Annotated in this window: 22 protein-coding genes; 14 read left to right on the top strand and 8 right to left on the bottom strand. The window is 40.8% G+C overall.

The genetic code is table 11. From position 1 onward, the window contains the following. Positions 1–115 precede the first annotated feature (115 nt). From FD04_RS09195 to FD04_RS09180, 4 genes are all read left to right on the top strand, one after another. The gene (locus FD04_RS09195; RefSeq protein WP_054700213.1) at positions 116–871 is read left to right on the top strand and encodes an SDR family NAD(P)-dependent oxidoreductase; all 756 of its coding nucleotides are present in this window, start codon (positions 116–118) and stop codon (positions 869–871) included. Positions 872–890: 19 nt separating this feature from the next. Next, a complete protein-coding gene (locus FD04_RS09190; protein ID WP_056948429.1) occupies positions 891–1,892 on the top strand; it encodes a 2-keto-3-deoxygluconate permease in 1,002 nt (333 codons plus the stop codon). 282 nt (positions 1,893–2,174) lie between these two features. Next, the gene (locus FD04_RS09185) at positions 2,175–3,617 is read left to right on the top strand and encodes a vinyl phenol reductase (RefSeq protein ID WP_056948427.1); all 1,443 of its coding nucleotides are present in this window, start codon (positions 2,175–2,177) and stop codon (positions 3,615–3,617) included. Positions 3,618–3,829: 212 nt separating this feature from the next. Continuing rightward, positions 3,830–4,948 carry an aminotransferase gene (locus tag FD04_RS09180; protein WP_056948425.1) on the top strand — a complete coding sequence of 373 codons (1,119 nt, stop codon included), beginning with the start codon at positions 3,830–3,832 and terminating at the stop codon, positions 4,946–4,948. Positions 4,949–5,031: 83 nt separating this feature from the next. Here FD04_RS09180 and FD04_RS09175 read toward each other — a convergent pair whose 3' ends face one another. After that, complete coding sequence (locus FD04_RS09175; protein ID WP_056948423.1) at positions 5,032–5,865, bottom strand: DNA-binding domain-containing protein; 834 nt, start codon at positions 5,863–5,865, stop codon at positions 5,032–5,034. Then, positions 5,862–7,163 (bottom strand): sensor histidine kinase, encoded by a 1,302-nt coding sequence (locus FD04_RS09170; protein ID WP_056948421.1) that lies wholly within the window; start codon positions 7,161–7,163, stop codon positions 5,862–5,864. The genes FD04_RS09175 and FD04_RS09170 overlap by 4 nt, the downstream gene beginning before the upstream one ends. Positions 7,164–7,269: 106 nt before the next feature. Here FD04_RS09170 and argF point away from each other — a divergent pair, with 106 nt between their 5' ends. The 3 genes from argF (at position 7,270) to FD04_RS09155 (ending at position 11,075) form a co-directional block, all read left to right on the top strand. Beyond that, positions 7,270–8,268: an ornithine carbamoyltransferase gene (gene argF / locus FD04_RS09165; protein ID WP_056948419.1), complete on the top strand. Its 999-nt coding sequence runs from the start codon at positions 7,270–7,272 to the stop codon at positions 8,266–8,268. A gap of 12 nt (positions 8,269–8,280) precedes the next feature. Next, positions 8,281–9,231, top strand: a complete 951-nt coding sequence (gene arcC / locus FD04_RS09160) for a carbamate kinase (protein WP_054700222.1) — start codon at positions 8,281–8,283, stop codon at positions 9,229–9,231. A gap of 305 nt (positions 9,232–9,536) precedes the next feature. Continuing rightward, a complete protein-coding gene (locus FD04_RS09155; protein ID WP_054700225.1) occupies positions 9,537–11,075 on the top strand; it encodes a YfcC family protein in 1,539 nt (512 codons plus the stop codon). A gap of 313 nt (positions 11,076–11,388) precedes the next feature. On the opposite strand, the gene rihA is transcribed toward FD04_RS09155, so the two are convergent. The 5 genes from rihA to FD04_RS09130 all read right to left on the bottom strand — a co-directional run bounded on the left by rihA (position 11,389) and on the right by FD04_RS09130 (position 16,391). After that, on the bottom strand, positions 11,389–12,318 hold the full coding sequence (gene rihA, locus FD04_RS09150) for a pyrimidine-specific ribonucleoside hydrolase RihA (RefSeq protein WP_056948417.1): 930 nt from the start codon (positions 12,316–12,318) through the stop codon (positions 11,389–11,391). A gap of 116 nt (positions 12,319–12,434) precedes the next feature. After that, complete coding sequence (locus tag FD04_RS09145) at positions 12,435–13,370, bottom strand: NADP-dependent oxidoreductase (RefSeq protein ID WP_054700226.1); 936 nt, start codon at positions 13,368–13,370, stop codon at positions 12,435–12,437. Between the two features lie 13 nt (positions 13,371–13,383). Then, a complete protein-coding gene (locus tag FD04_RS09140; protein ID WP_082603198.1) occupies positions 13,384–13,848 on the bottom strand; it encodes a heme-binding protein in 465 nt (154 codons plus the stop codon). A gap of 16 nt (positions 13,849–13,864) precedes the next feature. Further along, on the bottom strand, positions 13,865–14,890 hold the full coding sequence (gene iolG, locus FD04_RS09135) for an inositol 2-dehydrogenase (protein ID WP_056948413.1): 1,026 nt from the start codon (positions 14,888–14,890) through the stop codon (positions 13,865–13,867). Positions 14,891–14,921: 31 nt separating this feature from the next. Further along, entirely contained in the window at positions 14,922–16,391 is a 1,470-nt protein-coding gene (locus FD04_RS09130) for a sugar porter family MFS transporter (RefSeq protein WP_054700227.1), read from the bottom strand. Positions 16,392–16,851: 460 nt separating this feature from the next. Between FD04_RS09130 and iolG (FD04_RS09125) the strand changes: the two genes are divergently transcribed. The 4 genes from iolG (FD04_RS09125) to FD04_RS09110 all read left to right on the top strand — a co-directional run bounded on the left by iolG (FD04_RS09125) (position 16,852) and on the right by FD04_RS09110 (position 21,481). After that, positions 16,852–17,880 (top strand): inositol 2-dehydrogenase, encoded by a 1,029-nt coding sequence (gene iolG / locus FD04_RS09125; RefSeq protein ID WP_056948411.1) that lies wholly within the window; start codon positions 16,852–16,854, stop codon positions 17,878–17,880. Between the two features lie 23 nt (positions 17,881–17,903). Beyond that, positions 17,904–18,809 carry a myo-inosose-2 dehydratase gene (gene iolE / locus FD04_RS09120; RefSeq protein WP_054700228.1) on the top strand — a complete coding sequence of 302 codons (906 nt, stop codon included), beginning with the start codon at positions 17,904–17,906 and terminating at the stop codon, positions 18,807–18,809. A gap of 55 nt (positions 18,810–18,864) precedes the next feature. Continuing rightward, the gene (locus FD04_RS09115) at positions 18,865–19,902 is read left to right on the top strand and encodes a Gfo/Idh/MocA family protein (protein WP_054700230.1); all 1,038 of its coding nucleotides are present in this window, start codon (positions 18,865–18,867) and stop codon (positions 19,900–19,902) included. Positions 19,903–20,044: 142 nt separating this feature from the next. Beyond that, positions 20,045–21,481, top strand: coding sequence for a sugar porter family MFS transporter (locus tag FD04_RS09110; RefSeq protein WP_054700232.1), 1,437 nt, complete (start codon positions 20,045–20,047; stop codon positions 21,479–21,481). A 117-nt stretch (positions 21,482–21,598) separates the two neighbouring features. Here the strand turns inward: FD04_RS09110 and FD04_RS09105 are convergent, their stop codons facing one another. Beyond that, positions 21,599–22,480 (bottom strand): helix-turn-helix domain-containing protein, encoded by an 882-nt coding sequence (locus FD04_RS09105; RefSeq protein ID WP_056948409.1) that lies wholly within the window; start codon positions 22,478–22,480, stop codon positions 21,599–21,601. 299 nt (positions 22,481–22,779) lie between these two features. Between FD04_RS09105 and FD04_RS09100 the strand changes: the two genes are divergently transcribed. The 3 genes from FD04_RS09100 to FD04_RS09090 are packed head-to-tail and all read left to right on the top strand — an operon-like array spanning position 22,780 to position 25,566. After that, complete coding sequence (locus FD04_RS09100; RefSeq protein WP_056948407.1) at positions 22,780–23,796, top strand: Gfo/Idh/MocA family protein; 1,017 nt, start codon at positions 22,780–22,782, stop codon at positions 23,794–23,796. 24 nt (positions 23,797–23,820) lie between these two features. Then, the gene (locus tag FD04_RS09095) at positions 23,821–24,687 is read left to right on the top strand and encodes a sugar phosphate isomerase/epimerase family protein (RefSeq protein ID WP_056948405.1); all 867 of its coding nucleotides are present in this window, start codon (positions 23,821–23,823) and stop codon (positions 24,685–24,687) included. Between the two features lie 24 nt (positions 24,688–24,711). After that, positions 24,712–25,566, top strand: a complete 855-nt coding sequence (locus FD04_RS09090; protein WP_056948403.1) for a sugar phosphate isomerase/epimerase family protein — start codon at positions 24,712–24,714, stop codon at positions 25,564–25,566. Positions 25,567–25,733 lie beyond the last annotated feature (167 nt).

The raw sequence follows: 25,733 nt of genomic DNA, 5'->3' as shown, positions 1-25,733 counted from the left end.
AATTAAAATTTTCACTAGACTTCTCAAATACTTTGAGATAAACTGAGCTTGTAAACGTTTACGTGGTTTCATTAAATTTTCTAAATATACCAAATGAGAATAGAGGTTTTTACACATGAAGTACGACTATCAGGATAAGACTGTGATTGTAACTGGCGGTGCAAAAGGTATTGGAAAAGAAGTCACGAAAGGCATTATTGCCGGCGGTGGGTCCGTAGCGTTATTGGATATTGACGATGAAGCTGCTGCTGCAACTGCTAAAGAATTAGGCGGTAACGTGAAAACCTATCACGTGGATCAAGCAAACCGGGAACAGGTTAATGAAACATTTCAACAAATTATTCAGGACTTCACAAAAGTCGACGCCTTAATCAACGTTGCCGGCGTGATCAGTGCTAAACCATTCGATGAATTACCTCCAGAAGAGTGGGATCGCACAATTAAAATCAACTTAACCGGGCCGTACAACACGGTTCATGCAATCTGGGAACACTTCAAAGCCAACGGTGGTGGTCGAATCGTTAACGTTTCTTCCGTTGCTGGGAAAATTGGCGGTGGCTTGCTCGGGACGGTCGCCTATGCATCGTCAAAAGCTGGTGTCAATGGCTTTACTAAAGCGATTGCTAAGGAAGGCGGCAAGTATGGTATCTATGCCAACGCGGTTGCGCCTTCCTTTACCCACACTTCCATGACGACTAGTCTGTCTGAAGACCCCGTTAAGAATCAAAAAGTGATTAGTATTATTCCACTCGGGCGTCCTGCTGAACCTGTCGAGATTGCACAGATGATCCTCTTCTTCGGGTGCGATGCTGCTAGCTTCATCACTGGTGAAATTGGTGATGCTGACGGTGGCGTTGTCATGGATGGTTAGTCGAAAGGACTGAATAATTATGGCTGAAAATACTGAAACGCCCGCACCTGCAAAGCAGAAAAAGCACTTTTCGATTCCGGGCGGTAATATTATTATTCCAATGTTCATTGGGGCATTGATCAACACCTTTTTCCCATCATTTCTAAAAATCGGTGGGTTTACCACACCACTCGCACAGGGATCTGGTGCCTTAGTTGGGGCCTTCCTGTTTGTGATTGGTGGTACGATTTCATTCAAGACAACGGGTGCCGCGGTTAAACGTGGTGGGACGATCATCTTGACCAAGGTGATTGTCGCCGTTGCATTGGGCCTATTTGTTGGGAAAGTACTCAACAACAACTTCTTAGGCCTAAGCGCACTTGCTATTATTGGTGCGATGTCTGGGGCTAACAACGCTATGTATGCCGGCATCGTTCACGACTTCGGTGATAGTGTCGACGAAGCCGCAGTTGGAATCACCATTTTAAGTGTTGGACCATACGTGACGATGATTGCACTGGCTTCTTCAGGCCTAGCTCAATTCTCAATCGTGACGCTGATTGCCACCATCTTGCCACTGTTGGTTGGGATGTTATTGGCAAACTTGTTCCCTGCCGTTAAGAAAATTTTGAATGACGGGATGAACGCCTCAATCGTGGTCGTTGGGTTTGCGCTTGGTTGTACCATGAATTTCCAGCAAATCTTCGTTAGTGGCCTCTCAGGAATTTTACTTGGGGTCATCGTTACCTTGGTTGGTGGCATCTTCACCATTTGGACTGACCGTTTGACTGGTGGCTCAGGGGTTGCCGGCGCAGCTATTTCAAGTTGTGCGGGCGCTAACATGGCCACACCAGCGGCATTAGCTGCCGTTGATGCCAGTTACAAGGCCGTAGCAGCTACCGCCACAGCTCAAATCACGGCCGCCGTTGTGGTGACCGCCATCTTGACACCAATGTTGACGGCTTGGGTTGCAAAGCGCAACGCTTCTAAGAAGGCTGGTAAACAAGACAAGCCGGAAATGAAGGCGGCTACCGGTCGGTAAGGTTCTAAAGCTAATTTAATATTTTGAAAGCTAAAATGCATTGGAATTGGCCAGCTGAAGACGCGACCAATTCCAATGCATTTTTATCTGTTCATGGTGTTAGACGACAATTTGTAAATTTTGAAATGCGCACACCTTACCCGGTATAATAGAGTTAATAAACTTTCAGAAAGCAGGTATCAGTATGTCAAAACACTACTCCATCAAATCTACGGCAAAGCTCAAGGCGAGCGATTTTGATATCTATGATGAATTGATACCTGCAATAAGTTGGCGTTTTGAATGTTTCCTCAAAAACAACAGTATGATTTAATCATTGTCGGCGCTGGGCTATCAGGACTATCCGCCGCAGTCAGTGCTCGCCAAAACGGGTTAGAAACGTTGGTGCTTGAAAAAGGTCGTAGTATCGGCGGTGATGGTAACTACGTTGAAGGCGCGATGGGTGTTGATAGTTACCTGCAAAAAGAAACGGGCGTCAAGATCGATAAGACCAAGCTCTTGCAAGAAGAATTGGCCTACTCACATTACGAAGCCAATGCACCGCACATGGAGCAATTTATCGATGCAAGTGGTGAAACAATTGACTGGTTGCACGAACTCGGCGTTGCTTTCTTGAAAGTTGGACCTCAAGGCGATAGCTGGCCAACCATCCACACGTTCACTGGTGGCGGTCACGCGGCGGTACAGACGCTTTATCAAAAGGCAACGGATCTCGGTGCTGAATTTGCGATGAGTGTGAGTGCGCAACAAGTGCTGATGGCAGCTGGTCACGTTACTGGACTTTCGATTATGAATGAAGCAACGGGACAATCAAGTGAAGTGAAGTCAAAACATGTACTCTTAGCTACTGGTGGCTATGTTGATAATCCAGAATTGGTGAAAAAACATACTACAATGTCTGATCGTCTGATGACAGTCAGTGATGGTAAATCCACTGGCGATGGGATGCAGTTAGCCTGGAAAGTTGGCGCACAACACTACCAAATGGGTGCCATTCAGTATGGTGGCGGTGCCATTTATGATAAAATTCAGCCTCCATTCGTTCATATGGCCTCACAAATTGCTGCGGCAGCAACGCAAGAAGCAATTTTATGGGTTAATGAACGTGGTGAGCGGTTTGTGAATGAAGATGTGAACGACAATATGTGTCATGCTGGTAATGCCATTCTGACACAGTCGAAGGTTTTCTCCATTTTTGATCAAGCAGCAGTGGATCACTTAGTCAATGTCGGGTTGTATAAGGAAGTTGGTAATTCGCCAATTTCGCCAGATAAGTTTGATGGGCTGCAATCTGAACTCGATCAAGATTTAAAGCAACATGCGAAGTACTTGGTGAAAGCTGATACCATTGAAGAGTTAGCAGCCAAAGTTAATTTACCTAAACTGGGCGAGACGATTGCTCAGTATCAAAAACTTGTTGCTGCCGGTTCCGATACTGACTTTGGTAAACAAACTAAGTATTTAACCGGCGTATCAACTGGTTCGTTTTACGCGGTTGAACTCGGTGTCGGGATGGCATGTGCGTTAGGCGGACTACGGGTCGATGGTCATAATGAAGTGTTAAACAACTATGGCTATCCTGTACCTGGTTTATATGCTGCCGGTAATGATGCCGCTGGAATGCTTGTTGGCGACACTTATGCTGTAACGTTGCCAGGAAGTACCGCGGGTTATGCTGCCTTTTCTGGGCGGAATGCTGTTTTACATGTTGTTGGTGAACATTAATGATCGAAACGGGTATTAAAAAGATTGACGCAAGACGTCAATCTTTTTTTGTGGGCAGAAGTTAGGTGACGATACCATATTCAGTTCGAATGTTAAATTTATCTCGACTAGCCAGTTATTGAATAGGGTACAATAAGAAGAGAATAATGATGAGAGTGTTTCACGTGAAACAAACGAATACAATATGAGCTTAATTCGAAGGAGTATATCATATGGAAATTGCAGGATTCGGTGTTGAAGAATGGCTGAACGTTTGGGAAAAAAAGGCCACTTACGATATTGCACAAAGTACAATTTCGTCAATGACGATGCAGGAAATTTTGGCGATTGATGGGCAAAACGGCCAAACTTTTTATGATTCGTTGAACCAACAAAAAATGAACTACGGCTGGATCGAAGGTTCGCCGGAGTTTAAGCAAGAGGTCGCTAAACTCTATCAAAACATGGTACCAGACAACATTTTGCAGACTAATGGCGCGACGGGTGCTAATCATCTGGCCCTGTACGCGCTGATTGAACCTGGCGACCACGTGATTGCGGAATATCCTTCATACCAACAACTGTATGACATTCCTAAATCATTGGGTGCTGAAGTCGATTATTGGCATATTCATGAGGAGAATGACTGGTACCCAGATATTGATGAACTTAAGAAGCTAGTACGTCCGGATACGAAAATGATTTGCCTGAACAATGCGAATAATCCAACTGGGACCATTTTAGACCGTGAGTTCTTGCAACAAGTTGTTGATATTGCCAAGCAAGTTGACGCATATGTGTTGGTTGATGAAGTGTACTTGCCACTAGAACATCCAGAAAAATTTGCTTCGATTATTGATTTATATGACAAAGGCATCGCTACCAATTCGCTGTCAAAAACCTATTCAGTACCAGGCATTCGAGTTGGCTGGACAGCCAGTAACGCTGAAGTTGCCGATATTTTCAGAAAATACCGGGACTACACGATGATTTGTTGTGGTGTATTTAATGATATGCTTGCCGTTTATGTATTGAAAAATCGCGATAAGGTGCTGGCTCGTAATCGCAAGTTAGTACTCGAAAATCTCCAAATTTTGAAAGACTGGGTGGCAAAAGAGCCACGGGTCTCCGTTGTCTTACCAGAGGCCGTGTCAACCTCGTTCCCTAAAATCGATATTCCAATGGATATTGAAGACTTTTGTATTCAAATTTTGAAGGAACAGGGTGTGCTACTGGTACCTGGTAACCGGTTTGATATGCCTGGGCACGTTCGTCTCGGTTATTGTGCACCGAAAGCAACTTTAGTTGAGGGATTGAAGCGGTTGTCGACGGCGTTGAAGGCGTTTGATTAATTAAAATGAATATGTAAAACAAGCGCACAGGTCGGTTATTGATCTGTACGCTTGTTTTACATATTGATAAGTGTATCGCCGAACTACATTTCTTGTACCAACCCATCAAAGAAGTGTTGCAGGGAGGTTTTCCCTCCGGAACTACGCTGACCTTGTAGGTAGAGCATTTCGTTTCGGACGTTCTTGTACTCATACAGTGAATTGGCGTATTCAACCACGATCTCATCACCCATGTCGTCTAAACAAATAGTGGCGAGGTTTGTTAAACCAGTCTTGATGGCGCGACGAATGCGCTGAAACAGAATCTTCTTTTCACGCTCGTCAATGTGGTAGGTCGCATTGAAATCAATGTCTTTAAAGTTTAAGTGTTGATCAAGCATAATCTGGTTAATCGCGATAATGTCAGAAGAGCCACCCTCAGAGGTGATGCCTAAAAATCGCAGAATTGAGAGCACCCGTTCTTTTTTAGATTGTTGTTGATCGACGGATTGTACTGGTGCAGCCACCCCGGCACCGACTAGTGATTGAATATTACTGAGTTTATTGGCCATTTGAATACTTTGGATGACCTTTTCTGTGACCGTTTTAACCTCAACAACGTTAATGGGCTTATCAATGAAAAATTCGATGCCAGCTTCGTAGGCTTGGGCGCGTAACTCGCTGTCGCGAACTTGAGAGATCATGATGAAGCGCAGGGCTGGTTTAAATTGTTTGAGTGTTTTAATCAGCTCGATTCCGGATATTTCAGGCATTAGTAAGTCGATTAAAACGATATCAACGTCAGTCACCATAATATCTGTGAGCGCCTTTTTGGAACTGTGCGCAATGCCGACTACATCATTATCAAGGCTCTTTTCCAATATTTGACGTAAAATCATTGGGATTGAAGGATCATCGTCAATAATGTAAAACTTCATGCGTTAGCCTCCTGTGTCAGTCGTTGTTTGTCTAAAGTGACTTGAAAGTTGGTGCCCTTTCCCGGCAGTGATTGGACACTAATTGTACCGCCAAATTGTTCGGCCACGATAATTTTAACGTGCGACAAGCCGATGCCACGATAAACATCACCGGTATTTTCATTGAACTTAGTTGTAAAACCGGGCTGGAAAATCATTGCTTGGGTATCCGCATCCATGCCAGTACCATTATCGCTGACGCTGACAATGAGGTTTTTGGTCCCATCGGCAATTGTTAAGCTAATTTTACCATTTGGTCTGTCCTTAAGGGCATCGACGCTGTTAAAAATTAGGTTAGAAATGATTGATACCAGGTAATAATGGTTGGGAATTACAATATCAACTTGATTATGAACCTCAATTACGATGTCTTGATGCTTATTCTTAATGGTTTCGCGGATGTAGCCAGTTACGACTTTTAAAATATCGGCTAGCTGCATGTTGGCATCACTGTCATCGCTGAAGTAATCGCCAAGGCCACGAATAACGTTTTGATAATCCTTTTTGATTTCGTGAACATCTCGAGCAATATTGAGTGCGGTACTGCGGTCATCATCGGTACTGCTTTGGTTATCTTGTAGGTGCTGATTAAGCAGGTAGGCGTTTTTCATGACGTTTTCGATTTCTGAGATGTTCTTTTGCATAAAGTATACTTCACTTTTAACGGAGGCAGCAATCCAGATGAAGTTATAGTAGCGCTGCTCGTGACTTTCCTGCCGCATTAATAGGGTGAAGTAATGGTAGAGAAAGGCTAGCAGACAAGCAAGCACGCTACGAACTAGGGCTGCAACGAAGAGGAGTTGAAAAATTTGGTAACTATAGTGATTAAAGCCAGTTAATAGGCCAACTTCAAGCAGGTTAGATAAGTAGTCACACACCACGATGGTTAAGAAAAAAGAGCTGTTCGTTCGTTGGCCTCGCCGCCAGTAGAGCAAGTAATAGATTGCCCCGTAGCAGAGATAAAACGCAATTTCAGCTAGAATCAGCATTGTAATTTGATATCTGGAGCCGTCATGGGTAATGAAAAGTTGAATGCCACGGAAAATTGGTGAAGCAAACGCAATTGCCAACATCAACTCGATGGGGTTTAAGTCACCATTATAGTAGAGAAAAATGGGCATAATCAACGGTGAAAAAGCTAAGATGAAGCCTGGTGTATATGTTTGAAAATTCACTTGTGATGCTAATGCAATGCAAATGGCGGCAACTAATATCCGTTGCCAGCGACCATGTGTAATAAAACGTGCTTGTTTAAACAAAATTATTCCTCCAAGAAACTTTTTAACAATCTTTTGAAGCAGTTTGAAGTTTTATGAAACCGCTTACTACAATTCTAATTGTAAATAACAAAGGAGGAATTAACAAATGTTTAATTTACGTAACCGTTCATTTTTAACCTTACTTGATTTTACCCCACGTGAGATGGGCTATTTATTGCAATTATCCGAAGATTTAAAAAATGCTAAGTACGCTGGTACTGAACAGCAAAAGTTAGCTGGTAAAAACATTGCCTTAATTTTTGAAAAGAGTTCAACCCGTACGCGTTGTGCCTTTGAAGTCGCTGCATACGATCAAGGTGCGCACGTCACTTACCTCGGACCAAGCGGTTCACACATGGGTAAGAAGGAAACAGCCAAGGATACTGCCCGCGTCTTAGGTGGCATGTTTGATGGAATCGAATATCGTGGCTTTTCACAACGTACCGTTGAAACTTTATCAGAATTTTCAGGCGTTCCAGTTTGGAATGGCTTGACTGATGAAGATCACCCAACTCAAGTTTTAGCTGATTTCTTAACGGCCAAAGAAGTTTTAAAGAAGCCATACAACCAGATTCACTTTACTTACGTAGGTGATGGTCGTAACAACGTCGCCAACGCCTTAATGATTGGTGCAGCGATCATGGGGATGACATTCCACTTGGTATGCCCAAAGGAACTTGATCCAACTGATGAATTAGTTGCCAAAGTGAACGCCATTGCTGCTAAGACTGGCGCTACAATCAAGATCACTGATGATATTGATGAAGGTGTCCGTGATTCAGACGTCCTCTACACCGATGTTTGGGTATCAATGGGCGAACCAGATTCAGTTTGGACTGAACGAATCAAGCTATTGAAGCCTTACCAAGTTAATAAAGCAATGATGGACAAGACTAACAACCCTAACGTTATTTTTGAACACTGCTTACCTTCATTCCACAATGCTGAAACCAAAGTTGGCCAAGAAATTGCTGACAAATTTGGCATTACTGAAATGGAAGTCACTGATGAAGTCTTCGAAAGTGACGCATCGGTGGTATTCCAAGAAGCTGAAAACCGGATGCACACGATTAAGGCTGTCATGGTAGCAACCTTAGGCGAATAGGGGGTAAAGCTGATGGCAAAAATCGTTGTTGCGCTGGGCGGTAATGCGCTCGGCAAGTCACCAGAAGAACAACTTGAACTCGTTAAACATACAGCAACGTCGCTTGTTGGATTAGTTGCTGCTGGTCATAAAGTTGTGATCAGCCATGGTAACGGGCCACAGGTTGGCGCAATTAACTTAGGCATGAATTATGCAGCTGAACATGGTCAAACCGCTGCTTTTCCGTTTCCAGAATGTGGCGCAATGAGTCAGGGCTACATTGGTTACCACTTGCAGCAAAGTCTGCAAAATGAATTGCACAAGCAGTGGTTACAAAAGAACGTGGTATCCATGATCACGCAGGTGGAAGTGGACCCAACTGATTCGGCTTTCCAACACCCGACTAAACCAGTTGGTGCGTTCTACACGAAGGAACAAGCACAACAAATTGAACATGATAAAGGGTACGTTTTCAAAGAAGATGCTGGTCGTGGCTATCGTCAAGTTGTGCCATCACCACGTCCCAAGTCAATTATTGAGCTTGCTAGCATCAATGATTTGATTGAAGGTGACCACTTAGTCATTGCCGGTGGCGGCGGTGGCGTACCGGTTGTTAAGACTGACGCTGGTTTAAAGGGTGTTCCCGCCGTGATTGATAAGGACCGTACGAGTGCCTTGTTAGCCGACAACATCGACGCAGATCAGTTGATCATTTTGACCGCCGTAGATGAAGTTTACGTTAACTACGGCAAGCCTGATCAAAAAGTGCTTCGCGAGTTATCCCGTGCAGAGGCGCAACGTTATATTGACGAAGGTCAATTTGCGCCTGGCAGCATGCTGCCAAAGATTGAAGCCTGTCTAGACTTCGTTTCATCTGATGAGCACCGCACTGCATTAATTACATCACTGGATCATTTAGACGATGCCCTTGCAGGCAAAGTCGGAACGATCATCAGTAAGCAGGGTGCTTTAGTAAGAGAATAGCGTTAAATTATTGAAGCGTGGTCTGAAGAACTCGAAGCTTGCCCAACAAATTCGATTCTTTGTGACCACGCTTTTTAGGAGTGAAAGTAATGATCAGTCGAGGGTGAATGATGGTTGACTTAGTTGACTAGTGGACTGGTTTTGCTTTGGTAATGTTGTAGTGGTAACGTGCAAAATCAAGCAATTTTCTGCCGTGTAAGCCATTAACTCGTATGACCTAAGTACGGGTCACACGAGTTAATGACTTACACTCTGAAAACTAACCGCTTGATTTTGCACTCATAAATTAATTAGGGGTGAACATCATGACTGTAGCTAAAAAGCATTTCAAGCTACGAATGCCAGGCGCGTTTTCAATTCTGTTTATTTTGACGATTGTTGCAGTGATTGCAACTTGGGTGATTCCTGCCGGTAGTTATTCGAAATTATCTTATAATGCACCAACATCACAACTTCAAATCAAGAATCCAAATGGGTCGGTGGATAAAGTACCGGCCACGCAAAAAGAGCTGGATAAACTTGGTGTGAAGATTGATATTAAGCAATTTACATCAGGCGGGATCACACAAGCCATTTCAATTCCTAAGACGTATGAGAAATTAAAGCAGCGACCAGCAAGTATCGCCGCTGTTCCAACTAGTATGGTGCAGGGTGTGATTGAAGCCGTCGACATTATGGTCTTCATTTTCGTTTTAGGTGGTTTGATTGGGGTTGTTAAAGCCAGTGGCGCCTTCGAATCAGGTTTGTTGGCACTGACTAAGAAAACTAAGGGACACGAGTTTTTACTGATTTTCCTTGTTGCAATCCTAATGGTTCTTGGGGGAACACTATGTGGGATTGAAGAGGAAGCCGTTGCCTTTTATCCAATCTTGGTACCTGTGTTTATTGCCATGGGGTATGATTCAATTGTCTGCGTGGGGGCAATCTTCCTTGCCAGTTCAATCGGGACCTGTTTTTCAACCATTAACCCGTTCTCAGTTGTTATCGCGTCAAATGCCGCTGGTATTGACTTTACACAAGGCCTGAACTGGCGGGTTGGCGGTGTGATCGTTGCGGCAGCCTTCGTTGTGGGTTACCTATACTGGTATAGCAAGAAGGTTAAAGCTAATCCAGAATTGTCATACTCATATGAAGATCACGAGTCATTTGACAAGATGTGGTCAGTGGCCTCAGATGATGGTAAGAGTAAGGCGTTTACACTACGTAAAAAGATCATCCTTATTTTATTTGCGGTAACTTTCCCAATCATGGTTTGGGGTGTTATGGCAAAGGGTTGGGGCTTCCCAATCATGGCTGCATCGTTCTTGACTTTCGCAATCGTCATTATGTTCTTAACGGCAACTGGTAAGATGGGCATTGGTGAAAAAGGGGTCGTTGATGCCTTTGTTGAAGGTGCATCAAGCTTGGTCGGTGTGTCATTGATCATCGGCTTAGCCCGTGGGATCAACCTAGTGCTCAATAACGGGATGATTTCCGATACCATGCTACAATTTTCATCGAACCTAGTTGCGCACATGAATGGACCAGTGTTCATTATTGTCATGTTGCTGATTTTCTTCGTGCTCGGATTCATCGTGCCATCTTCATCAGGTTTAGCCGTGCTGTCGATGCCAATCTTGGCACCGCTCGCTGATACGGTTCACATCCCACGTTTCGTCGTGGTAACGGCCTATCAGTTTGGTCAATACGCAATGCTATTCTTAGCTCCAACCGGGTTAGTCATGGCCACGCTACAGATGTTGGACATGAAATACTCACACTGGCTTCGCTTCGTTTGGCCAGTTGTCGCCTTCGTCCTCATCTTTGGTGGTGGAATTTTGGTGGCTGAAGTGTTGATTTATTAGTAAATGAATTTAAAAGAAGGTGATCTGAAAAGGTCATCTTCTTTTTATTTTGGTATTATTCAGTAATAACGCTGTAGTTATAACTTTTGATAAGTCTTTATTTTATGGAAAATTGCTAACATTGTTGATTTTCCCAAGAAATTACTCGCATATTAACTTCATAAGAATAGTGGAGGGATAAATTAAATCAAAAAACTTACTCAAAATCAATTTTGATTTTGAGTAAGTTTTTATTTTGCAATTGATACTATAATTTCTCTAAGAATGAGTTTTTAAAGAATTGAATGCGCTTTCATGCTTGCGGATAAGCAGCTTAGTCAAATGATTTAACAGCATCCAAGACAAGTTGTGCAAACCAAGGACGATCAATGTGAAACAACACATCAGCATTGGGCTTTTTTTTCGTGATATTGTAGTAATCGATAACACTTTCGCCAGAAGTTAACTCACCTTTGGTTTCAACATCAACGTAACAATTGCGGCTGACAAATTTAGTAGGATCAATTAACCAAGCAATTGTACAAGGATCATACATTGGTAAACCTTCAAAATTCCAATAGCTATCAAATGAGAGGCCATAGAAATCAACCAAGCCAGCTACTGCTTGACCAACCGGATTTTTGACTTTATGAATATTCTTTTTATCTTCATCTAAAAGCTGCGCCTCAAACCCAACGTTTAAGGGGGCTAAAGTAATTGGTATCCCAGAATTAACAACAATTTTAGCGGCTTCGGGATCAACCTGGAAATTGAATTCAGTAGTAGGCTGCCAGTTACCGACACCACGACCGCCACCTAAAATAACAAGTTGTTTAATTTTAGATTTTAAATCTGGGTGAACAGCCAAAAATAATGCAATATTCGTGCATGGTCCAGTAATTACTAATGTGGTTTTGTTTGGGTTTTCAGACACTAGTTTTGCAATTAATTCAATTGCGGGTAAGTTTTGAGCTTGGAAATTGGGAATTGGTAGTTCGGCACCATCTAATCCTGATACCCCGTGCATGGTAACCCCTGATATCAACGATCTAAGTAAAGGTGTCCGGTTTCCAGATGCAACTGGAATTGAATTGATGTTCATTAATGTTAGTAAGGACATGGCATTTCTAAGTGTTTGGCTGTGTTCTTGATTACCTGCTGAAGTAGTAACTCCTAATAGGTTTATCTGGGATGAATATACGGCCAATATCAGAGCAATTGCATCATCATGACCGGGGTCGCAGTCCAAAATAATGTCTTCCATAACGCTAACCTCCAAGAATAAAGTTGTGAACCTTTATATCTACATTAAGTTTAGCGCATAACTAAAACAAAAGAAATCGAAAATAGCTTAAACCAAACAATAACGAAGATTAATAGTCAAAGTGTGATAATTACTTTACCATCGGTGCAATTATGTTCAACGATATTTTGAGCCTCAATTATACCCTCAAGCGTGAAAGGTTTTAATTGACTAACGGGAACATGAAGCTGATGATTACGAATCATCAACGAGATAGCGAAGAAAGCATCACTATCGAGATACTTCGGATTGGGGATAGTTTGCTTGAAGGTGACGTTCGGCCTTGTATAACGTTCAGTTGGCAGGGAGGTTAAAGAAACGTAAGTGCCGTTGTCTTTGATAATCTCAACACCAGCGACACCACCAACGCCATTATTGGTAGCATCAATCAAAACGTCTGCCATACGGCTAAACTTGTCACGAACACGTTCACTATCATAACCACCAAACTCATCAGCACCAAGAGAAAGTACGTGTTCACGTGCATTCTCAACGTCAGTTCCCAATACGTAGAGTCCGAGGGCTTTGGCCATTTGAACTAATAAAGAACCAACGCCTCCTGATGCACCAAGAATGGCAATTGTCTGTCCCGCTTGAACTTGGGCGGTGTGCACTAAAACATTGTAAGCTGTAATTCCAGAAAGGGGCAAACCTGCTGCTTCGTACGGCTCACTAATGCTAGGCAGTGGGCCCAAGTGTGCAGTCGCTACTTTAAAGAATTCAGCATACGCACCAAGACCCGGATGAGCCATTACATCGTCGCCAACATGATAATTTTTGACGTTTTTACCAACTTTAACAATACGGCCCACTGCATCCGAACCCAAAATAAAGGGGAAAAGCAGTGTGACACTGTTTCTAAAGACACCATTACGGACTGAAATATCAAAAGCATTAATTGCGAAAGCATTGGTTTTGACTAATACTTCATCGGCTCCAATTTGAGGCATTGGCATTTGATATTCTTGAAGAACATTCGAATTTCCGTACTGGTTGATTCCAAATGCTTTCATCAATTAATTCCCCCTAACTTAAAGCTGCTTTGTAGTCGAGAAGTGCATGGTATCCCAAATCATGATCACCTTCATCGGTTAGGCCTGAAATAATTAGACTACCTACAATTCCTGTACCGGTAACGATAAGTGGCAGACCACCACCAACAATGGCAATGTCCTTTGGGCTAAGGCCGCTATCTTTGAAAAATTGATCTTCATGGTCTTTGTTCAAATATTTTTCATAGAGAGATGAATGGTCAAATAAGTCGACAGCGCGTTCCTTTTTGCCAATCCAAATGTTATTTTCGTTCGTTGTATGTTGACCTGCATGAAAGAAGATAACACGATGATTGAGCTTAATTAGGACACATACTTTTTCGTAATCTTCACCGCCAATTTTTTTGAGTGTTTCGATAAATGGATTAAGGTCGTTTAAACCAAAGTGGGGTAAAGCGGTCTTTTTTTCTTGTTCCAAAATTAATTCGGTCGTTAACATTATTTGATACTCCTTTTTAATTTAGTGGATACGTGGTATCAACTTTTTGTGGCAGGCCAGTCTCAATTGATTTTTGAGCGGCAACAGCAGCTCGTTGGGCCATAACAACATCTAAACCTTCTGCAACAACGGGTTCATCGTTGAGAATGGAGTTAACAAATGCCCGCATTTCAGCGACATAGGCTGGTTTATAACGTTCTTGGAACATTGGTAATGGCTTCTTTAATTCAACATGTTTGTCATTATATAGTTCAACAGTGCTATCGCTAACATTTTCAGCTTTCAGCATACCTTCGGATCCAAAGACTTCAACACGTTGATCGTACCCGTAAACGGCACGACGACTGTTATCAATCAAGCCATAGGCGCCATTTTCGAATTGGAGAACTAGCGCTAACGTATCGATATCATTAATGTCTTTTAGCGTTGGATCAATTAAAGTACCACCCTTAGCATAGACTTCGGTAATATTGCTGTTCATCATGTAACGGGCCATATCGAAATCATGCATGGTGAAGTCAAATAGAAGACCACCAATACGTTGAATTAAATCGTGAGGGAGTAAGTCAGGATCACGTGATGTAATCTTAACAACCTGAGGAGTCCCAATCTTGCCGTTGCGAACATTTTCATAAACATTTCGGAACTGTGGGTCCATCCGACGATTAAAACCAATTTGAAGTTTGACACCTGCGTCCTTAACAGCTTGAAGCACATTTAAACTAGCTTCCTCGTGTTGATTCATGCTGAGAGGCTTTTCACAGAAAATATTTTTACCAGCTTTAGCTGCGGCGGTTACGATTTCTTCGTGGGTATCTGTTGATGTAAAAATAAATACAGTATCAATTTCTGGATTACTTAATAGTTCGTGATAATCACGGGTTTGGTTTGTAATACCCATACCGTTTAATTTTTCAGAGATGTTTTCGATAAAAACATCAGCGACTTGCACGATCTTAATGTCGGGCATAGTCATTAAATTGTTAAGATGCATTTGACCAGCACGGCCAAGACCAATAATACCTGCGTGAATTTGTTTCATGAAAAAAACCACCCTTCAAATGATAGAAAAATTATTTAGATTCTGGATTAACTCCAGATTCGTCACCATATTTAAACTCGAGTTGAATTTGCTCGAGAGACTTGCCACGCGTTTCAGGCGCGTATTTATAGGCGAAACCAAACGATAAAATGTTGAAAAAGACAAAGACTACAAAAGTAAAGGTCATGCCTATTCCAGAAAGTAAGATTGGGAAGAAGTAGCCAACCAGGAAGTTAGCGAACCAGAGAAAGAATGTTGAAACTCCCATACCAAGACCACGAAGGTTTTGAGGGAAAATCTCTGATAACAATAGCCAAACCAGTGGTGAAATGAATCCTTGAAAGAAACCAAGAAACATCATTGTACATAACACAACAAAAATTGGAAGTAACGACGAATTAGCGAGCGTTGCAGAAACAATTACGATTAGAATGAGTGAAACGGTCGTACCAACAATGCCGGTTGTCAGCATCTTTCGTCGATTAACTCGATTCATAAGTGACATACCGACAATCGTCGCCAAGACAGAAACTACACCGTTGAAAATATTTGCAATTAAGGCAGCGTTATGTGCAAAGCCAGCCTGTGTCAAAATGGTTGTTCCGTAGTACATCATGATATTGATACCAATAAATTGTTGCATAACGCCCAGACCAATGCCGATTAGAACAAGGCGTCGAATCCAAGGTGTCCCAAGGTCCTTAAAAGTTGCTTGCTTAATTTCTTTTTCTTGATTAAGCGCATTTTGAATTTGACTAATTTCTGTTTCGCAATTTTCTGACCGTGAGCGAAGTGTCTTCAATGAGTTAAGCGCTTCTTTAGCCCGTCCTTTCATGACAAGCCACCTTGGTGATTCCGGTACAAAATACATGCCAAAGAACAACAGAATCGCTGGTATGATACCGAAACCAATCATGTAACGCCAAATATGGGAAACATGCCCAAACATATTGCCTAAAATTGCATTAACAACAAAGGCTAACAATTGCCCTGTGACGATCATCAACTCATTTTGAGTTACTAAGCGACCTCGGATGCTAGGTGTCGAAATTTCGGAAAGATAGGTTGGAACAATAACCGAGGAACCTCCAACAGCCAGTCCAAGAAGTGCTCGGAAAATAATCATAACGATTGCGTTGGGCGCAACGGAGCAAGCAAATGTACATATCAAAAATAAAATCGCCAAGTACTTAAGTAATCGTCTTCGACCGATTTTATCTGATAAACGACCTGCAAAAACAGCACCAAAAGCAGCACCTAGTGTAATTCCGCTTGTTACGAGGCCTTCGTCACTAGGTGTTAAATTTAGTTCACTTGGCGTTGCCATATAACCAATCGCACCATTTATAACACCAGTATCAACCCCAAACAATAAACCACCTAGAGTTGAGATGAATGCAGTTCTTTGTAAATTCCGCCGTGCAGCTTTATCAGTTAAGACGTCCGTTCCAGGTTCATCTGGATCCGATAATGAATGAGTAACATCTTTTGTTGCCAACATTATTTCACCTCCAAGGTAACTTTAATTATTGAAAAATAATTGGCCGTCCTGAATATACATGGATAATTTCTCATGCCCACTTTTCGCAAAAGGAAGAATCAGATATATAAACGGATGCGTATATTCGAAAACTATGGTTAGCCTTGATAAGTAAAGGATAGCAAGGGTTTTCAATAGACGTATAAATTTTAGTAAAATTAATGAAAAGCCACACAAACTACATCAACTTTACGTAACTGATTATTTCACGACACCTTGTGAATGTCAACACTTCAACTGAAATCGCTTACAAAAATAAGATTAATTAAATATTGGTGTTGACAATCGCTTATATAGTGCTAATCTAGTGGTGAACAAAGCAAGAAAGAACTTGTGGCAGGAAACATAATAAAGTGCAGATGACGCACTTTTTCACAAGTACTTGCTCAGTTCGAAAACGTTGATAGAAAGGGGTGATAAGATGGCAAATAGCTCATTAATCACAAACGAAAAAATCACAATTGGTATCATTGGCATGGGCCGAATTGGAAATGTTCATTATAAAAATTTGTTACGAATGCCAAATGTCGAAATTGCATATATTTGCGATATTATTGCAAATGATGAATGGCCTGCCAAATATTCTCAGGCTGAAAAAATAGTAACTGATTATCATATTGTATTGAATGATGATCGGGTACAGGCAGTGTTACTCTGTGTGCCGACAGATTTGCATCCGCAAATGACTATGGATGCTGCTAAAGCTGGTAAAGATATCTTCTGTGAAAAGCCAGTTGGGTTTGACGATGCGGAAATTTTGAAAGCGCTTAAGACTGTCAAAGAAGCGGGTGTTAAATTCCAAGTTGGTTTTAATCGCCGGTTTGACAAGAATTTTCGGCGAATTGTTGATTATCGGAATCAAGGCAACGTTGGCGAAGAACAGATTTTAAAGATAACGTCTCGGGATCCTGAACCACCGTCGATGGATTACGTTCGCCGGTCTGGTGGCATCTTCATGGATATGACCATTCACGATTTTGATATTGCCAGGTTTATAACCGGCGAAGAAGTCGATTCAGTCTTTGTTGCCGGTGGCGTTATGATTGATCCAAAAATCGGTGAAGCAGGGGATATCGATACTGCCTTGACAACCTTATTCTTCAAAAACGGAATGATTGGTTCAATCGATAATAGTCGTAAAGCAGTTTATGGATACGATCAGCGAATTGAATTGTTTGGATCAAAGGGAATGGCTCACGCAGATAACGTTTTGGATAGCACGACGAGCTACTCAGGTGCTGATTCAGTTTCAAGTGATAAACCAATGTTGTTCTTCTTACAGCGCTATATGGACGCATACTTTACAGAATTAACATCATTTTTCGAAGCTGTTCAAGGGCAACATGAGATTGAATGTACGTTTGAAGATGGTATTCGTGCAATTCGACTTGCACAGGCGGCTAAGAAATCGTTAGAAACTGGTCAACAAGTTAAAGTTCAAGATATTTAAAGTTAATAGGGAGGTAACAGATCATGACGTACGATGCTAAGAAAGATATTAAATGGGGAATTGCACCAATTGGCTGGCGAAACGATGATATTCCATCAATCGGAAAAGATAACAATTTACAGCAATTATTAAGTGACATCGTTGTTGCCGGTTTCCAAGGTACTGAAGTTGGCGGCTTTTTCCCAGGTCCTGAAAAGTTGAACTACGAATTGAAGTTACGTAACTTGGAAATTGCAGGTCAATGGTTTAGTAGCTTTATCATTCGTGATGGAATTGAAAAGGCTAGTGAAGCTTTTGAAAAGCACTGTCAATTTTTACACGCAGTTCATGCACCTATTGCTGTTGTTTCTGAACAGACTTATACGATTCAACAATCGGATACTGCTAATATCTTTACTGATAAGCACCATTTTACTGATGCCGAGTGGGATCAAGTAACGGCAGGATTAAACCATTATGGTGAAATTGCTGCTAAATATGGTATTAAGGTTGCATATCACCACCACATGGGTACTGGTATCCAAACTAAAGAAGAGACTGATCGTTTGATGGCAAGCACTGATCCGAAATTAGTCGGCTTACTTTATGATACGGGTCACATTGCTGTTTCAGATGGTGATTACATGAGTCTCTTGAATGACCACATCGATCGAATTGTTCACGTTCACTTTAAAGATGTTCGTCGTGATAAAGAAAAAGATAGTCGTGAAAAGGGCTTAACTTTCCAAGGGTCATTTTTAAATGGGATGTTTACGGTTCCTGGCGATGGTGATCTTGATTTCAAACCAGTTTACAAGAAGTTGATTGAAAACAACTATAAAGGGTGGATTGTTGTTGAAGCTGAACAAGATCCTGAAAAGGCTAATCCACTTGAAATGGCACAAAAAGCCCACAAGTATATCGAACAAGAACTAATCGGCAACAACTAATTATTTTTGGCAACAACTAATTATTTAATCCAATATAGAAAGAGGTTTTTGCATTATGGCTGGAGCACATGTTACTAAAGTAGGTATCGTTGGTATTGGTTTTATTGGTTCTGATCATTTACACCGTTTGACAAAGACTATTGCAAACGTTGAAGTAACGGCGGTTTGTGATATTGTTCCTAATAAAGCACAAAAAGTATTGGACGAACAGGGGCTTAAAGCTAAGGATTATTCGGATTATCATGATTTAATTAATGATCCTAATGTTGAAGTTGTTGTATGTACGGCAAGTAATGAAGCTCACTATGAAATTGTTATGGCCGCTCTTAAGGCTGGCAAGTTCACTTTCTGTGAAAAGCCATTAGCACTTGATGCACAACAATGCATGGACATCATTAATGAAGAGAAGAAACTTGGTCGTCGGATGTTGCAAGTTGGTTTTATGCGTCACTATGCACCGGAGTATGTCCAAATGAAACAAATGATTGATGATGGTGTAATTGGCAACCCATTGATGGTTGATGAACGTCACTACAACCAAACTCAACCCGAAGAATATGATACTTCTCGTTCAATTATCGAAACGGCGATTCACGAAATTGATTTGGATCACTGGTTGGTTAATGACGATTATGCAAGTATTCGTGTGTTTGCACCAAAGCAGACCCGTCATGCTCAAAATGCGCAAATTAAAGACCCTCAAATTGTAATGATGGAAACTAAAACGGGTATCAACATCGTAATTGAAGTCTTTGTTCGTTGCCAATATGGTTATGACATCAAGTGTGATGTGATTGGTGAAGAAGGGGTTCTGGAATTGCCAACCGTCCCACAAGTTGCTACGCGATTGAATGCTCAATATAGCACAGCTATTTTAACTGACTGGAAAGCTCGTTTCGAAAGTGCATATGACATTGAATTCCGTGACTTTATTGGTCATGTTTCCCAAGAAGAATCACCAGTTGGTCCTTCAGCTTGGGATGGCTATATTGCAGCTGTTACTGCCGATGCTGCGTTGAAGTCATTGGATGAAGATGGTGAGAAACAAGATCTTGATTTTCCTGAAGCACCAGCATTCTATGCTGCAAAATAAATTTTAGGAATTTCTCAGTGATGTAGTGAATTAAAACAGGCTCTGTCGTGTACTAGACGACAAAGCCTGTAGGTAGCAATTATTTCGGTTAGGAAATTATATTTCTACTCATTATATCACCAAATATACGGAGGTGAAACTTATGCAAAATCCGGACGTAACTACAAACGATAAGGATGAACACAATGGTTATCTAACGCTAGTTTCTTGGATAACAGGTATGGGTGCCTTGCTCTTTGGGTATAATACATCTGTTGTTAATGGTGCACTGGACTTTATGGCTAAGCCGAGTCAATTAGGCTTATCTGCTTGGGCACAAGGGGTGGTTTCAAGTGGCTTAACTTTAGGTGCTGCTTTTGGTGCCGTATTTGGCGGTCCGTTAAGTGATAAGATTGGTCGTAAAAAATTATTAACCTGGTTAGGTGTGATTTTCACGGTATTTGGTCTTGCCTGTGGTCTTGCACCAAACACAACGGTTGTCATCATTTGCCGGTTTATTTTAGGGCTTGCTGTTGGTGCAGCATCAGGAACTGTTCCAGTTTACTTAGCTGAAATTGCTCCAGCTGCTAAACGTGGTAAGATGGTGTCAATGAACCAGTTTCTCATTGTTTTCGGTCAATTTCTAGTCTTTGGTGTTAACGCATTCCTTGGTAATGTCTTTGGTGATAACGCGGGTATCTGGCGTGTAATGATTGCCTTGGCAAGTGTTCCAGGTATTGCATTGTGGATTGGTATGTATGCTATGCCGGAAAGTCCACGTTGGTTAACATCTAAAAATCGCTTTGCAGATGCCCTAAAAGTACTTTATAGAATTCGTAGTAAAGCACAAGCTGAAGCCGAGCTTCAAGAAATTAAAGTAAATTCTGAGAAAGAAAAAGCTGAACAAGCTGAAGCCGCTTCTTGGAAGGACTTTAAGAAGAACTGGATTATCCAAATTTGTATTACTGGTGGTATGCTAGGCATTATTCAACAATTTGCTGGAATTAATGCGATTATGTACTACGGCTCTCAAGTTTTGAGAGATGCTGGTTTTGCGGCTAATGCAGCGTTAATTGCTAATGTTGCTAATGGTGTGTTCTCATGTATCGGTGCCATAGTTGGGATGTATACAATTGATAAATTGGGCCGTAAAAAGCTTGAATTAACAGGATTGATCTTCTGTGCTGTTGCTTTAGTTGTTGTTGGTCTTATTAAGACTTATGCCGGAAGTGCATCTTGGACTCCATTCGCAATCATGATTATCATTTTAGTCTACATTGTTATCGACCAGGGGACTATTGGACCTGTAACGTGGTTATTAAATTCTGAAATTTTCCCTAACCGTTATCGTGGATTAGGTACTGGGATTACAATTTTCACTTTATGGTTTGCTAATTTCTTAGTTGGTTTATTATTCCCTGCATTGATGGCAGCCTTAGGATTGGCTACAGTCTTTTATATCTTTGCTGGGTGCTGCATCTTGGGCGCATGGTTCGTTGCCGTGCGTGTACCAGAAACCAAGGGTGTTAACCTTGAAGATATCGAATCATTCTTCCGTGCCCGTTATGACAAGAGCTACAAAGGCGAATCAAAAATTTAATAGACATACTTCACAAACATGTTATAAAGCGCTTTCGCTAATTTGAACGGAAAAAAGATTTTAAAAATCGCTACTGACAAATAATTGTCGTAGCGATTTTTTTTGTGGCGTTACTCATTAAAAACACATACGCCGGAATTCACTTGGACTCATACCGATATCAGCTCTGAAAATTTTATTGAGGTGAGAAGCATCGTGAAAACCACATTTTAAAGCAACTTCGGCGATGCTGATATCAGGATATCTAGTGAGCAGTTGCTGTGCGTGAGAAAGACGTGTTGATGTGAGATAGTGGTGGATACTGTTGTTGGTATTTGCTCGAAAAGTTCTAGACAGGAGAGCAGAGCTAACACCTAAATGGTGACAAAGTGTTTGAATAGTAACGGTTTCAGCGTAGTGGGTATCTAAATAATTGAGCGCGTCCTTTACTAGCTGAGGAGATTGATGTAATCCTGAACGGTCGAATTGATTGCTGGGAATATTGCTAGTTAAATTAATAAGAATCTTGTAAAGTAATTCTGAATTGACGATATCCCGATTAGCGTAATTTTTAGTTTGCAGAGTGTTTAAAAGTTGAATAAATAGTGTCTTATTTGAAGCTGACATTTCAAATGAGTTTTGGTTATTTTTAGTGATGTAATCATACAATAATTGAATTTGAGGTCCATTAAAGTGGAAAAACATAAATTTACTTGAGGAGTTGGTGTAATAATGATTTCTTTTTTTGCAATCAAGAATAATTAACGAATCTTTTTTTGCAACAAAATCTTGACGATCATTGAATGTAAAACTTAATTCTCCCTCTTCAACCCAAAATAGGATAAAAGCATTCATGTACTGCCGATCAACAACGTATGGGTATGTGACTTGGTATTCTGCTCCCCACATGGGATAGTAGTATAGCTCTTTTGCGATATTAGAAGGGTTATTAAAATAAATACCTTGGAGTGGTTGAATGCCCTTTTCGTTATCGGGGATATACTCTGAATAGTCTTCCATGAAATCACCATCCTATAAGTTAATTAATATACAAATGAGAATCTTTATGAGTATCGACGTCAATAAATATGTGAAACATATAATTGTTCTAATTTTACAATTTTTTAGTTATCTGGTAATAAAAAACATTTCATATCCATTATAATATACCTTTCGAAGGAAAAATATCAACTTTGAAGATAAAATAGAAACGTATCCATTTTTACAAAAAAGAGAGTCGTTTGTACATTGAAGCGCTTTCAATATGATGATATCTTATTTGTGAAATATAAATTAAGTACTCGTAAGGAGGTATCATTATGGTTTTGAATATTGGAATTATTGGTCTAGGTTTTATGGGTTCTGATCACGTTAAGCGAGTTGCGACACGAATCAATGGTGCAAAATTGGCTGGAGTTTGTGACCTTAAAAAGGATTTAGCTGAAAAATACGCAAAGAAATATGGTGCCAAGGTCTATGAAAATGGAATTGACCTAATAGATTCACCAGACATCGATGCAGTGATGGTAGTGACACGTCCACACGAAACGCATGAACAATTTGTTTTACACGCAATTGAAGTTGGCAAGTATGTATTCTGCGAAAAGCCTTTGACATTGACAGCGGCCGGTTGCAAAAAAATTGTAGATGCTGAGGTGAAACACGGTAAACGGCTTGTTCAAGTTGGTTTCATGCGTCGTTATGATCCAGGTTACGTCGAAATTAAAGAGGCTATTGATAACCATACTTACGGCGAACCATTACTTATTCACGCTACTCATCGGAATGCAACGGTTGATGAAACTTATGATACTTCAATGTCGATTATCGAAACCGCAATCCACGAAGCAGATGTTTTGCACTGGCTGCTCGGTGAAGACTATGAGTCTGGCACTACGTTCTTACCGAAGAAACAAACTAAATTTACTCATAGCAAACTGCATGATCCACAGATAATCACTCTAGATACCAAGTCTGGTGTTCATATTGATTTAGAAGTCTTTGTTAATGATCAAATCGGCTATGATATCAATTGTAGCGTTGTTTGTGAAAACGGTATCATCAACCTACGTTCACCTTTTGTTACTTCAGTTAAGAAGGGCTTACATGATTCGACCTACATTCCTGCAGATTGTACTGAACGGTTCAAGACTGCGTATGATCTTGAATTACAAGCTTGGGTTAATGGTGTTCTCGCCGATAAAATTACTGGTCCAACTTCATGGGATGGCTTAGTTGCAATGGTTACCTGTGATGCTTTAGCAAAATCACGAGATAATGACGCTAAGCGAATTCCAATTGTATTACCTGACTCAAAACCAGCACTTTATGAATAAAATTACAGATTGAAGGAAATTACAATGAAATTAGCGTATGATCCATCGATGTTTCGTGATAATATGTCATTTCACGAAATGATTGAAAAAACGGCACGATTAGGTTATAAATACATCGAATTATCGCCTCGACAAGATTTTATCTGGTTTTATCAGTATCCGAAGGTAAACAGTGCCATGATTAAAAATGTGAAAATTTGGTTACGCGATGCTGGTGTTGAACTTTCATCAGTTTTACCAGTTCAACAATGGTCTTCTCCAGATGAACAAGAACGTCAGGCTGCTGTTCGAAACATGAAACGAACGATTGAAATTACCTCTGAATTAGGGGTTGATACGTTAAATACTGAATTCAGTGGTGATAAATTTAATCCGGTAGCTTCAGAGGGTCAATGGTACAAGTCGATGGAAGAATTGATCCCAGAGTTTGAAAAAAACAACATTAAGTTGGAAATTCAAGCACACCCAAATGACTTTATTGAATCCAGTTCTGAAGCCGCAAAATTAATCCGTTCACTGGATCTTGACTGGGTTTCCCAAGTTTGGTGTTCAGCACATGCTTTTTACTCTGATGGTGGTATTGGAGATGTTACAAAACAATTACGTGAGAGCCAAGATGTGCTAACGCACATATTAATTGCTGACACATTGAACTATAAGAGTAATTTTGGCTTACGGTACATCATTAATCCACCAGAAGCACCAGTAACGATTCATCAACATTTGAATCCAGGAGAAGGTGAAGTTGATTTTGACGCTATGTATAAGACATTAAATGAAATTGGCTTTGATGGTATCGTGACTAATAATGTCTTTGCATGGCCTGATCGAGTTGATTGGTCAAATGAACAGACGCTCCCTTCTATCAAGCAAGGATTGCACCTAGATTAGACCAATTGATAAGGAGGTAAATTTATGATTGCTAAAGAACGTTTTTGCCTAAATCGAAAGGCAGCACCAGCAATTCCACTAACGGAAACGATTCAACTTGTTTCGGAACTTGGTGTTCCTAATATTGAAGTTAGAAATGATCTATATGGTGCACCAGATAATACAACTATTTTGGATCACCTCAGTGGCCAGAAAGTGGCAAACTTGCTAAATGAAAACCAGGTAAATGTTGAAACTATTAATGCGATTGGAAATATGGATAATCGGGATATGATTCGCGAGAATTTGAAGAGCTTGACTAGTATGCTAGAAATGACAAAAGATTTTGATTTAAAAAATATTATCTTCTGTCCAGTGCGCTCAACAGATGATCATCGTAGTATTGAACAACGTAAAACGGATGCGATAGCAAACGTTCGAGATTATTCCAGTGTACTAAAAAAATATGGTGTGAACGGTTTAATTGAACCACTAGGTTTTGCTGATAGTACTTTGCGGACACCATGGGAGGGCCAAGCTGTAATCGATGCAGCGGGTGTCGATAATTTCAAGTTGGTTGCCGATACATTCCATTATTATTTGGCTGGTGTGACCGATGAGCAATTTATCCATAAAGTTGATGTTAACTATGTTGGTTTAGTACATTTGAGTGCGGTAACGACTACAACAACGCCACTAGAAAACTTGGACGACCAAGATCGCTATATGTTAAGTTCAGATGATATTATGGAATCTGCGACATTAGCAAAAAAATTTGAAAATGCGGGATATCAAGGACTTTATGCTTTTGAACCATTTTCGGATGATTTAAAGAATTGGGATATCAATCAAGTTAAACAGGCATTCGAGGATAGCATCGAACAAGTTCAGAAAGCTTAAAATGCAAAATAATAATTAGTTGGCATTTGCCAAGCAAAAACCTTTTAGGTACTGGTCGTGGAAAAGACTGGTACCTTTTTTAAAAGATAAGAAGTATGCATAATAGTAAAAAAAGAAATCTAGTTAATTATAATCATGTCGTTGTGAATTAATTTCTCGGAAATTAA

Source organism: Secundilactobacillus odoratitofui DSM 19909 = JCM 15043 (genome assembly GCF_001434895.1).
Classification (GTDB): Bacteria; Bacillota; Bacilli; order Lactobacillales; family Lactobacillaceae; genus Secundilactobacillus; species Secundilactobacillus odoratitofui.
This window is presented reverse-complemented; position numbering and strand designations above follow the sequence as displayed.

Bases quoted from the DNA above. Each gene is read 5' to 3' on its own strand.
- FD04_RS09105 (WP_056948409.1), bottom strand. From the start codon at position 22,480: ATGGAAGACTATTCAGAGTATATCCCCGATAACGAAAAGGGCATTCAA.
- FD04_RS09180 (WP_056948425.1), top strand. From the start codon at position 3,830: ATGGAAATTGCAGGATTCGGTGTTGAAGAATGGCTGAACGTTTGGGAA.
- FD04_RS09140 (WP_082603198.1), bottom strand. From the start codon at position 13,848: ATGTTAACGACCGAATTAATTTTGGAACAAGAAAAAAAGACCGCTTTA.
- FD04_RS09190 (WP_056948429.1), top strand. From the start codon at position 891: ATGGCTGAAAATACTGAAACGCCCGCACCTGCAAAGCAGAAAAAGCAC.
- FD04_RS09110 (WP_054700232.1), top strand. From the start codon at position 20,045: ATGCAAAATCCGGACGTAACTACAAACGATAAGGATGAACACAATGGT.
- iolG (WP_056948413.1), bottom strand. From the start codon at position 14,890: ATGAAACAAATTCACGCAGGTATTATTGGTCTTGGCCGTGCTGGTCAA.
- FD04_RS09195 (WP_054700213.1), top strand. From the start codon at position 116: ATGAAGTACGACTATCAGGATAAGACTGTGATTGTAACTGGCGGTGCA.
- FD04_RS09145 (WP_054700226.1), bottom strand. From the start codon at position 13,370: ATGAAAGCATTTGGAATCAACCAGTACGGAAATTCGAATGTTCTTCAA.
- FD04_RS09115 (WP_054700230.1), top strand. From the start codon at position 18,865: ATGGCTGGAGCACATGTTACTAAAGTAGGTATCGTTGGTATTGGTTTT.
- FD04_RS09095 (WP_056948405.1), top strand. From the start codon at position 23,821: ATGAAATTAGCGTATGATCCATCGATGTTTCGTGATAATATGTCATTT.
- FD04_RS09175 (WP_056948423.1), bottom strand. From the start codon at position 5,865: ATGAAGTTTTACATTATTGACGATGATCCTTCAATCCCAATGATTTTA.
- FD04_RS09130 (WP_054700227.1), bottom strand. From the start codon at position 16,391: ATGTTGGCAACAAAAGATGTTACTCATTCATTATCGGATCCAGATGAA.
- rihA (WP_056948417.1), bottom strand. From the start codon at position 12,318: ATGGAAGACATTATTTTGGACTGCGACCCCGGTCATGATGATGCAATT.
- FD04_RS09090 (WP_056948403.1), top strand. From the start codon at position 24,712: ATGATTGCTAAAGAACGTTTTTGCCTAAATCGAAAGGCAGCACCAGCA.
- FD04_RS09100 (WP_056948407.1), top strand. From the start codon at position 22,780: ATGGTTTTGAATATTGGAATTATTGGTCTAGGTTTTATGGGTTCTGAT.
- iolE (WP_054700228.1), top strand. From the start codon at position 17,904: ATGACGTACGATGCTAAGAAAGATATTAAATGGGGAATTGCACCAATT.
- iolG (WP_056948411.1), top strand. From the start codon at position 16,852: ATGGCAAATAGCTCATTAATCACAAACGAAAAAATCACAATTGGTATC.
- arcC (WP_054700222.1), top strand. From the start codon at position 8,281: ATGGCAAAAATCGTTGTTGCGCTGGGCGGTAATGCGCTCGGCAAGTCA.
- FD04_RS09185 (WP_056948427.1), top strand. From the start codon at position 2,175: ATGTTTCCTCAAAAACAACAGTATGATTTAATCATTGTCGGCGCTGGG.
- FD04_RS09155 (WP_054700225.1), top strand. From the start codon at position 9,537: ATGACTGTAGCTAAAAAGCATTTCAAGCTACGAATGCCAGGCGCGTTT.
- argF (WP_056948419.1), top strand. From the start codon at position 7,270: ATGTTTAATTTACGTAACCGTTCATTTTTAACCTTACTTGATTTTACC.